The sequence below is a fragment of the Treponema saccharophilum DSM 2985 genome (assembly GCF_000255555.1).
Classification (GTDB): Bacteria; Spirochaetota; Spirochaetia; order Treponematales; family Treponemataceae; genus Treponema_D; species Treponema_D saccharophilum.
Window position 1 is genome coordinate 48108 of the sequence record NZ_AGRW01000025.1, and the last position, 9931, is coordinate 58038.

The 9931-nt window shown below is 54.8% G+C and carries 8 protein-coding genes; 4 read left to right on the plus strand and 4 right to left on the minus strand.

Annotation, left to right across the window (positions count from 1 at the left end; genetic code table 11):
• Window positions 1-6: 6 nt before the first annotated feature.
• The 4 genes from TRESADRAFT_RS00970 to lysA all read right to left on the minus strand — a co-directional run bounded on the left by TRESADRAFT_RS00970 (window position 7) and on the right by lysA (window position 3811).
• Window positions 7-255, minus strand: a complete 249-nt coding sequence (locus tag TRESADRAFT_RS00970) for a GlsB/YeaQ/YmgE family stress response membrane protein (RefSeq protein ID WP_002701971.1) — start codon at window positions 253-255, stop codon at window positions 7-9.
• Between the two features lie 12 nt (window positions 256-267).
• Complete coding sequence (locus tag TRESADRAFT_RS00975) at window positions 268-825, minus strand: nitroreductase family protein (protein WP_002701972.1); 558 nt, start codon at window positions 823-825, stop codon at window positions 268-270.
• A 493-nt stretch (window positions 826-1318) separates the two neighbouring features.
• Complete coding sequence (locus TRESADRAFT_RS00980) at window positions 1319-2251, minus strand: hypothetical protein (protein WP_141607041.1); 933 nt, start codon at window positions 2249-2251, stop codon at window positions 1319-1321.
• Between the two features lie 294 nt (window positions 2252-2545).
• Window positions 2546-3811: a diaminopimelate decarboxylase gene (lysA, locus tag TRESADRAFT_RS00985; protein WP_002701974.1), complete on the minus strand. Its 1266-nt coding sequence runs from the start codon at window positions 3809-3811 to the stop codon at window positions 2546-2548.
• A gap of 273 nt (window positions 3812-4084) precedes the next feature.
• On the opposite strand from lysA, the gene TRESADRAFT_RS00990 reads away from it, so the two are divergent.
• The 4 genes from TRESADRAFT_RS00990 (at window position 4085) to sufU (ending at window position 9383) form a co-directional block, all read left to right on the plus strand.
• On the plus strand, window positions 4085-6169 hold the full coding sequence (locus TRESADRAFT_RS00990) for a methyl-accepting chemotaxis protein (RefSeq protein WP_002701975.1): 2085 nt from the start codon (window positions 4085-4087) through the stop codon (window positions 6167-6169).
• A gap of 111 nt (window positions 6170-6280) precedes the next feature.
• On the plus strand, window positions 6281-7519 hold the full coding sequence (locus TRESADRAFT_RS00995) for an aminotransferase class V-fold PLP-dependent enzyme (protein ID WP_002701976.1): 1239 nt from the start codon (window positions 6281-6283) through the stop codon (window positions 7517-7519).
• A gap of 204 nt (window positions 7520-7723) precedes the next feature.
• Window positions 7724-8698 (plus strand): aldolase catalytic domain-containing protein, encoded by a 975-nt coding sequence (locus tag TRESADRAFT_RS01000; protein WP_002701978.1) that lies wholly within the window; start codon window positions 7724-7726, stop codon window positions 8696-8698.
• A gap of 202 nt (window positions 8699-8900) precedes the next feature.
• Complete coding sequence (gene sufU, locus TRESADRAFT_RS01005; protein WP_002701980.1) at window positions 8901-9383, plus strand: Fe-S cluster assembly sulfur transfer protein SufU; 483 nt, start codon at window positions 8901-8903, stop codon at window positions 9381-9383.
• Window positions 9384-9931: the final 548 nt, after the last annotated feature.

The following is a 9931-nucleotide window of genomic DNA, read 5'->3' on the forward strand; positions in this document are numbered from 1 at the left end:
GAAAGGCTACCGCCGTCTTCCGAAAATCAGGTTGACTATAAAAATCACGATGCACGCGCCGATAAGGTCGAAGACGAGCGCCATCACAAGCCCGCCGCTCATGCCGAGTTTCTGCGCGATGAAGCCGCCGAGCGCCGAGCCGACGATTCCGCACGCTATGCACCCGAGAAGCGACATGCTCCTCCCCATTATGATTCCTGCCACCGCGCCGACGACGGCGCCAATAACGATTACGATAAGAATTCCTGTCACCATAAAACAATCCCCTCACATAAAATGGGCTATATCGGAAAGAGCCTTCCGCGGGGGCTTCTTCGCCTCCCCGTCCCGGACTCCGACGGAAATCACGGCACACACTTCCTCGTCCGCGGGAATGCAGAGCGATTTCCTGAGCGCAGCTGAATCGCGGAGCCCCATGATAAGCGTGTCCAGACCGGCATCGCGCGCCTTCAGAAGAAGAAGCGAGTCGGAAAGCCCCAAATCATACGCGCCCCAGCAGTTTCCGAGCTCGTTGTCGGCGACTTTCTTCCCGTCAACGTCGCTGAACCCGGACGTATCCTTCACGAACGCGCTCACGATAAGGGCAACGGCGTTGTCGCACTTGGGACGGTTCCGCTCCACGAGGGAATCGCGCACCTCCGCGATTTTCTCCGCGGAAACGGCAACGTAATACCGGTGCGTCTGCGAATTTTTCCAGCTCGGCGCGCTCTCGCCCACGAAACCGATGATTTCCTCAAGCTTCGCGCGGACATCATCAGCGGAAAGCGCCGAATCCGCGTAATGGCGGACGCTGCGCCTCATTCCGGCGACTTCATCCAATGTCATGTTTTCCTCCTCATTTTGAACCATCAAAAAAAGCTGCTTGAATAGTAGCAGAATTCAAAAGAATTTTCCTCGAAAAAAAATCAGCACATTGTCTGCATATTCTGAATGCCGAATTTTTTATTTTTAGGCTATGTCCGTAAAAACGGTTGATTTAAATTTTGTCATATGAAAATCGGATTTATCATCCCGCGTTTTCATTCAAAAGAGATTCCGTTAGGAATCTCAAATCCGTGTGACAATCTCTAAAAATGTCGACAGAAACATGTATCCACCGAAAATCCGGACAGAGCCTATTTTTATTGGACCGCTCTGTCTATGGATGGCGGAAAACGGTCATTGAGCTTGTCGGAATGGCAGTTTGCCTCTTTTTATGAATGTTTTCGCCTGCGCTCAACCGCCTTATTCCGATGATGAACCACAGAATGCCCGAACCCCGACATTCGGGCCACATATATTTCCGGAAGATTTTCGGGCACAGCCTGCTTTGCTCTCCTCACAGAGTCAGCATCGTTCCTGGTGCAGGCACTATGCCGAATTTGATGCCGTCCAGCTCGGCTTTTCCCGTCTGAACGAACGCGCGGAATGCGGAGGCGAACGCGGCAACATCGCAAAAACCGCGTGGAACGAAGGCGACGGCGGCTTTTTCGTCGTCGATTTTGTAGCGGACGCGGAAGCTTTCAAGCCCCCTGCCGACGAAGCCTTTTTCTGAAAAATCTTCAAGAAGCTCGGAAAGCAGCGCCCCGATTCCGGCTGCCTCGACATCGAGGATTTTCATCGTCCTCGCATACTCAAACTGCATTTTTTTACGAAGCTCGTCCCACGGAATTATTTTCGACGCGAAAAGGCAATCGACGAACGGAGCTGTTTTCGTTTTCAGCGCAAAAATGAAACGCGCGATTTTTTCAGGCTCGGGAGGAAGTTTAAAGACGCTGTAATAGGGAGAGCTCGGCTCGTCAAGAAAATCAGCCAAACGAGATTTCTCCTTTCCGAATATGAGAAACCGGACATAAAATTTTGCATAACTGCTAAAATCGGCGCAGAACGAGACGTTGAATTTTTGCGAAGACGAGATTTGCTCCGAAAAGTATTTCGGCAGAGCAACGTCCTCATCGCTGATTTTCTCCAGCCCCGGAAGAAGCCCGAGCGGTTTCGAAAAACCGAGGACGGAATTGTAGCGCCCGACGCTTTTTTCAAAGGCTCCTCCGGCGAAGTCGGACGGAATCCCGTTCTCGGCGGCAGTTTCAGAAAGGAAACCGTGCATTGCTTCCCTGATTTCGAACATTGCGCCGCGCCTCGCAATCCTCCGCTTTGACCTCAAAGCGGAGGACGCAGAAATCCATGGACTGTCTTCGCTCATATTCATCTTTCTTTCCGGCAAAGTCAGGTCGGCTGTACTGAAATACAAATATTTTCTGTCTTCGCTCATATTCATCTTCCTTTTCGACAAAGCCGAATTCAGCTCCGTCCAGTTCGGATTTTCCATTCAGGATGAATTCCGTGAATTTTTCAGAGAACGGCACGAAACCGGAATGCAGATTCTAAATTCGCTGATTCCGCACTCGACCTTGACTTTTCGACCGATGTCCGAGGCGATTCTTTCAGGACGGCACGCATTCCCGCGCGCCAACAAGCCGGGCGGCATATTTCTCTCCAAGAGAATGCAAAAATTCCGCCCTGCCGTCCAGTTTTTCATCACGGAGGCAAGGCGGAGCCGACGTTTTTATTCGAAGTCCTTCACGCCGTCAAGGTCGAGCGTGGCGAAAAGGTCGTCGATTGTCTCGCGGCGGCGAATCTGCTTCACGCTTCCGTCGGCGCGGAGCAGAAGCTCTCCGGCGCGGAGCTTTCCGTTGTAGTTGAATCCCATCGCGCGGCCGTGCGCTCCCGCGTCGTGCACGATGATAAGGTCGCCGACGTCGATTTTCGGAAGCTCGCGCTGCACGGCGAATTTGTCGCAGTTCTCGCAGAGGCTTCCGACGACATCGTAGACATGGTCGCGCGGGGCGTCTTCCTTTCCGCTCACCGTGACCTCGTGGTACGCGCCGTACATTCCGGGCCTCATCAAATCCGCCATGCTCGCGTCAACGCCGACATACTCGCGGTAGATGTGCTTCTCGTGGATTGCGCGCGTGACGAGATATCCGAACGGGCCCGTAATCGGCCGTCCGCACTCGAAGCAGATTCTCATCGGGTCGAGACCTGCGGGGACGACCTTCTCGTCGTAGAGTTTCTTGATTCCGCGCGCGACGTAATCCAAATCGACAGCCTTCTGCCCGGGCTTGTACGGAATTCCGATGCCGCCGCCCAAATCGACGAACGAAATCGACACGCCCGCCTTCTCCTTCAGCTCGACAGCCAAATCGAAGACGAGTTTTGCCGTGTCGATGAAGAAATCCGGGTTCAGCTCGTTCGAGGCAACCATCGTGTGAAGCCCGAATTTTTTCACGCCGTTCTCGCGGCATATTCTGTACGCGTCGACGAGCTGCTCGCGCGTGCATCCGTACTTCGCCTCCTCGGGGCTTCCGATTATCGAGTTGCAGCCGTGCTTCGCCTGCCCGGGGTTGTAGCGGAAGCAGATTGTCTCGGGAAGCTTCCCGAGCGTCTTCTTCAGGTATTCGATGTGCGTGATGTCGTCGAGGTTGATGATGTCTCCCTCGGCCGCCGCGTACTCGTACTCGCTCGCGGGCGTCTCGTTCGAGGTGAACATGACAAATTCGCCCTTCATCCCGACCATTTTCGAGAGCATCAGCTCGGGAAGCGAGGAGCAGTCGGCGCCGCAGCCTTCCTCCGCGAGGATTTTGAGGATGTACGGGTTCGGGCACGCCTTGACGGCGAAATACTCGCGGAACTCGGGGAAAATCGAGAACGCCTTGTGGAAATAGCGGACGTATTCGCGGATTGCCTTCTCGTCGTAAATGTAGAACGGCGTGGGGAATCTCTTCGTCAAATCCTCAAGCGCTTCGTGCGGAAGGGGGAAATTCTTGCTCATCTTTCACCTCGGAAACAATTGTTTTTTTTCGGAACCGCCATATATATTATGGAAAATTCCTTTTGTTGCCGTATTCTAACTTTTTGCGCGGTGCGTGAAAAGCCAGCATGCCATTTTCAGAGCATAAGCGGAATTGCATTTCACTTTTTGCCGAAACGGATTTATAATATTTAAAGATATTTAAATACGACATATCAAATTATCATTTCAGGAACTGCCACGGAGATTCTTTTTTCCGCGGCACTTCCTGTTATTTTTTTATGGAGATGCTAAATGATTTTACGAAGCTTGAAATTCAAACTGATGTCTCTTGTGCTGGCTGTTGCCGTCGTTTCGAACGTTGCGATGGCACTCATCGCGAGGAATCTTGCCTCGAACACTGTCGACGACACTGTCCACCTGCTTCTCGACTCCGTGACGAACAACGTCGCGGGAACGATACGGGACGAAATCGCACTGCAATACCGGCTTCTTGAGGGTCTGGCCTCCTTCGAATTCCTTCAGGACGATTCAATCCCCTACCACGCCAAGGCGGCGCAAATACAGGAGACGTCAAAAGTCGGAAACGAATACGAGAATATCGGTTTCTACGACCCGCAGGGAAACACGGTCACGGCGGACGGAAGGCTGGTGAACCTTGCGGAACGCGAATACTTCAGGACGGCAATAGGCGGAAACCGCTATGTATCCGACCCGTATTTCAGCACTGTCGTCAACAAGATGTTCCAGACGTTCTCCGTTCCCGTAAAGAATAAGTCGGGAAAAGCCGTCGGGATAATATCGTGCAACATATACGGCGACACGCTCTCAAAAAAAATCGAGAACATAAACAAGAAAAAAGACGCGCAAATCGTAGTCGCCAACAGAAAGACGGGAATAATCGTCGCGACGACAAGCCCCGAATACATCAAGACGGGCGAGAAAATCTCCGATGCCCCGACCCCGCCCGAAATCAAGCCGATTATCGACAATATGCTGAAAGGAGGCATCGGAGGAGGCTCGTTCACGGATCCGGCATCAGGCTACCTCAACACGGCGGCATACCGTCCCGTGGAGGGAGTCGACTGGTCCGTTCTCTACATCTGCCCGTACACGGACTTCTTCCAGGGGCTTACGGCTATGATTCGCATGATGACGATTACGCTTTCGATAATCCTCATCGTCGCATTCGCCGCGAGCTATTTTACGGCGCATTTCACCATACAGCCGCTCATCGCGGTAAAGGGCGCCGTCCTCGACATTGCGTCCGGGGACGCAAACCTGACGAAACGGATTGCGTCCGCCACGAAAGACGAGATTGGCGACGTCGTGCGGGGATTCAACGCGTTCACGGAAAAGCTTCAGGAAATAATCTCGCAGGTCAAGAAATCGAAAAGCTCGCTCGGAATGGCGGGCGGCGACCTTGAGGCGAGCACGGAGGACACGACGGCGTCGATATCGCAAATTCTCGCGAGCATCGACAGCGTGCACGACCACGTGACGAAGCAGGGGCAGAGCGTCCACGAGACCGCGGGCGCCGTCAACCAAATCGCGTCGAACATAGAAAGCCTCGAGCGCATGATAGAGAAGCAGTCGAACGGCGTCGCGGAGGCAAGCGCGGCAGTCGAGGAGATGATAGGGAACATCAGGAGCGTCAACAAATCGGTCGAGAAGATGTCGTCGTCGTTCGAGCAGCTTTCAGAGAACGCGCAGAGCGGAACAGAAGTCCAGCGGAACGTGAACGAGCGCGTAGAGGAGATAAAGAGCCTGAGCGAGACGTTGCAGGAGGCGAACTCCGCAATCGCAGCAATCGCCGAGCAGACGAACCTCCTTGCGATGAACGCCGCCATAGAGGCTGCTCACGCGGGCGAGGCGGGAAAAGGATTCTCCGTCGTCGCCGACGAAATCAGGAAGCTTTCAGAGACATCATCGGAGCAGTCGAAAACCATCGGCGAGCAGCTGACGAACATACAGAACGCAATCTCAAGCGTCGTCATGGCATCAGGGCAGTCGAGCGACGCGTTCCAGAGCGTGACGGAAAAAATCCGCGAGACGGACGAGCTCGTGCGGCAGATTAAGGCGGCGATGCAGGAGCAGGACGAAGGCTCGAAGCAGATAAGCACCGTCCTCCACACGATGAACGACAGCTCCATCGAGGTGCGCAACGCCGGAAAGGAGATGATGGAAGGAAACAGGGCGATATTGTCCGAGGTGCAGAATCTGCAGGAGGCGACGGGAAGAATCCAGACGAGCATGGACGACATGAGCGCGGGCGCCCGGAAAATCAGCGAGACGGGAGACGCGCTGCGCGGAATTTCCGTACAGGTGAAGCAGTCAATCGACGATATCGGGCAGCAGATAGACAAATTCATCGTCTAAAGCAAAAAATCCGCCGGGAACGCTTTTTCCGGCGGATTTTTTTTCGCCATTCCTATTTCCTACCAAACAAGTAGCTATTCAAAAAAAACGAAAATCGCTAGAATAGGGCGCATGAACAAATACAGAAAAGATTTTCCGCTTTTTAAAGCGATAGATGAGCACAACTCAACGGAGAACAACGGCCTTGTCTACATGGACACGGCGGCGACGGCGCAGAGACCATACATCGTCCTGAACGCCATGACGCATTTCTACTCGACGCAGAACGCGAATCCGCTCCGGGGGCTTTACAGCCTGAGCGAGCGCGCGACGAAAGCATACGAGGACGCGAGGGACGTCGTCGCACGCTTCGTCGGGGCGACCGATTCCCGCGAGATTGTCTTCACGCGGAACACGTCGGAATCGCTCAACCTCGTCGCGAACACGTGGGGAATGGAGAACGTCAAGGAAGGCGACGAAATCGTGATTTCGATAATGGAGCACCACTCGAACATCCTTCCGTGGCAGTTCGTCTGCGAGAAGAAAAACGCGACCCTCAAATTCATGTACGTCGACAAGGAGACGGGCGAGATTCCGGAAAGCGAGTTCGAAAAAATCACGCCCAAAACTAAAATCGTCTCGATAACGCACGTGTCGAACGTCCTCGGCACGACGAATCCCGTGCGGAAAATCGCGGACATCGCCCACAAGAACGGCGCGATTGTCGTCGTCGACGGCGCCCAGTCGTCCCCGCACATGAAAATCGACGTCCACGAGTTGGGGGCGGATTTCTTCTGCATGAGCGGCCACAAACTCTGCGGCCCGATGGGAATCGGCGCGCTGTGGGGAAGATACGAGCTTCTCGACGCGATGCCGCCGTTCCTCCGCGGGGGCGAGATGATTGAGTACGTCACCGAGACGGGAGCCACATGGGCGGACGTCCCGCACAAATTCGAGGCGGGAACGGTAAGCGCGGGCGACGCTGTCGGCATGGCGGCGGCAATCCGGTACATCCAGTCGATAGGGCTCGACACGATAGAAGAGAACGACGCGAACCTTGCCGAGATGCTCGCCGAGGGAATCAAGAAGATTCCGCACGTCAACATAATCGGCGGAAAAGACGGAAGGAAACGGTGCGGAATCATCACGTTCACGGTCGACGGCGTTCATCCCCACGACATAGCGACCCTCCTTTCCGACGAGAACATTGCGATACGCGCGGGACACCACTGCGCTCAGCCGCTCGGCGCGTATCTGGGAGAGACGGCAACGGCGCGCGCGAGCCTCTATTTCTACAACACCGAGCAGGAAGTCGAATACCTTCTCAAAAAACTCGCGCAAATACGGAAATGGTCCGGATTCAAGGATTAGGAAAGCGGAAAGCGGAGAGTTGAAAGTGGAGAGTTGAGAGTTGAAAGTTGAGAGTGAAAGCTGAAAAGTGAGAGTTGGGGAGGGGAAAAAGGGGCGCGGGGCGTTTTTTTTTCGGGATGATTTTCTTTGCCACAAAGAATTCCCGTGCTGATTAAAAAGACGCATTATGCTACAATTCGCCATTCTCAAAACGAGGTTTTCAAGATGAAAGAGATTTCTAAACTCATCGACTACAGGGCGGACATCAAGGTGGTGGACGCGACACTTAGGGACGGCGGTCTTGTAAACGACTTCTATTTCCCGGATGGGTTCGCAAAGGCGCTCTACGAGGCGAACGTTAGGGCTGGCGTCGATTACATGGAATTCGGCTACAAAGCCGCGAAGGACATGTTCGACGAGAGCAAGTTCGGGCCGAGCAAGTTCTCGAACGACGACTACATCCGCTCGATTGTCGGCGACAACAACACCGACCTCAAGATTGCGGTCATGGCCGACGTCGGTCGCACGAACTTCAAGACGGACATCCTGCCGAAGAGCGAATCTCCCGTCGATTTGATACGAGTCGCGACGTATCTCCATCAGATTCCCGGCGCCATCGAGATGATTGAGGACGCGCACAACAAGGGATACGAGACGAGCTGCAACATCATGGCGATTTCAACCGCGCAGGACGGGGACGTCAAGGCGGCGCTCGACATCATCGGAAAATCTCCGGTCGACGTAATCTACATCGTCGATTCGTACGGCTCAATCTATCCGGAGCAGATGCAGAGAATCGCGAAGCTCTACTGCGAATACGGCCATAAATACGGAAAGAAAATCGGAATCCACGCGCACAACAACCAGCAGCTCGCGTTCGCGAACACGATTGAGGCATGCGGCGACGGGGTCGACTACCTCGACGCGACATACGCCGAGATGGGACGCGGCGCCGGAAACTGCGCGATGGAGCTTCTCCTCGGATTCCTCAAGAACCCGAAGTACAACATCTACCCCGCGCTCGACTTCATCGAAAAGTACATGAGGCCGCTCCGCGACTCCGGAACGAAATGGGGATACGACATCCAGTATCTTCTTACGGGGCTGTTCAACCAGCATCCCCGCACGGCAATCGCGTTCACGAAGGACGGGAGAAAGGACTACACGGAATACTTCAAGGAAATAACTGCCCAGGAGTAGGACGCGTACGGCTTTTCCGAACGCTGTCAAAAGCAAAACGGACATGACGGGGCGAAAAACGCGGCATGTCCGATACATTCGCCATCGCCCAGAACGACGAGTTCAAAACCGTACGCCAAGCGCGATTCTGAGCATCGCATTTCAATGCAACCTGTTCGTAGGCTGAGGTTTCCGAACAGGTTTATTCTTTTCGGGAGGAAAAATGGAAGTCAAGGAACTTTACAGGGAAATACTGAACGAGCACAACGTAAACCCGGCGCACAAAAAGGCAATCGAGGGCGCGACGCTCGAGCTGAACGGCGTGAACCCGAGCTGCGGAGACAACATAACGCTTTTCCTCAAAACGGACGGCGACACAATCCTCGACGGCGGGTTCACCGGCTCCGGATGCGCGATATCGCAGGCAAGCGTCGACATGATGCTCGACCTCATAATAGGAAGGAAAAAGGACGAAGCCCTCCATCTCGCCGAAACATTCATGAACATGATACGCGGAAGCGCGAGCGACGAGGAGATTGAGGAGCTTGACGAGGCAGGGCTTTTGCGGGACATCTCGCACATGCCATCCCGCGTAAAATGCGCCCAACTCGGCTGGCGCACGATGAGGGAACTTTTCTCGAAACCATCCGCCGGCACCATCACCGCAAAAGCCGACTCCCCCCACGAATCCTGCCCCGCACACTAACCCACCCCCACAAACAGTGCGCCCCCGCATCGGCGCACGCTTGCTCCCACCAAGCCGAACTCGGAACACGCAACGTCTCGGGCACACATCGCCCCCCCAGCATGGAAGATGCGCCCCGCGCATCGGCGCACGCTTGCTCCAAGCAAGCCGAACTCGGAACGCGCAACTGTTCTAGCATTCGGAACGCGCAACGTCTCGGGCACACATCGCACCCCGGCAAGGAAGATGCGCCCCGCGCATCGGCGCACGCTTGCTCCAACCAAGCCGAACTCGGAACACGCAACTGTCCTAGCATTCAGGACACGCAACGTCTCGGGCACACATCGCACCCCCGGCATGGAAGATGCGCCCCGCGCATCGGCGCACGCTTGCTCCAACCAAGCCGAACTCAGAACGCGCAAACGACCAAGCATTCGGAACACGCAACGTCCCGGGCACACATCGCACCCCCGGCATGGAAGATGCGCCCCGCGCATCGGCGCACGCTTGCTCCAACCAAGCCGAACTCAGAACGCGCAAACGACCAATTCGGAACACGCAACGGCGCA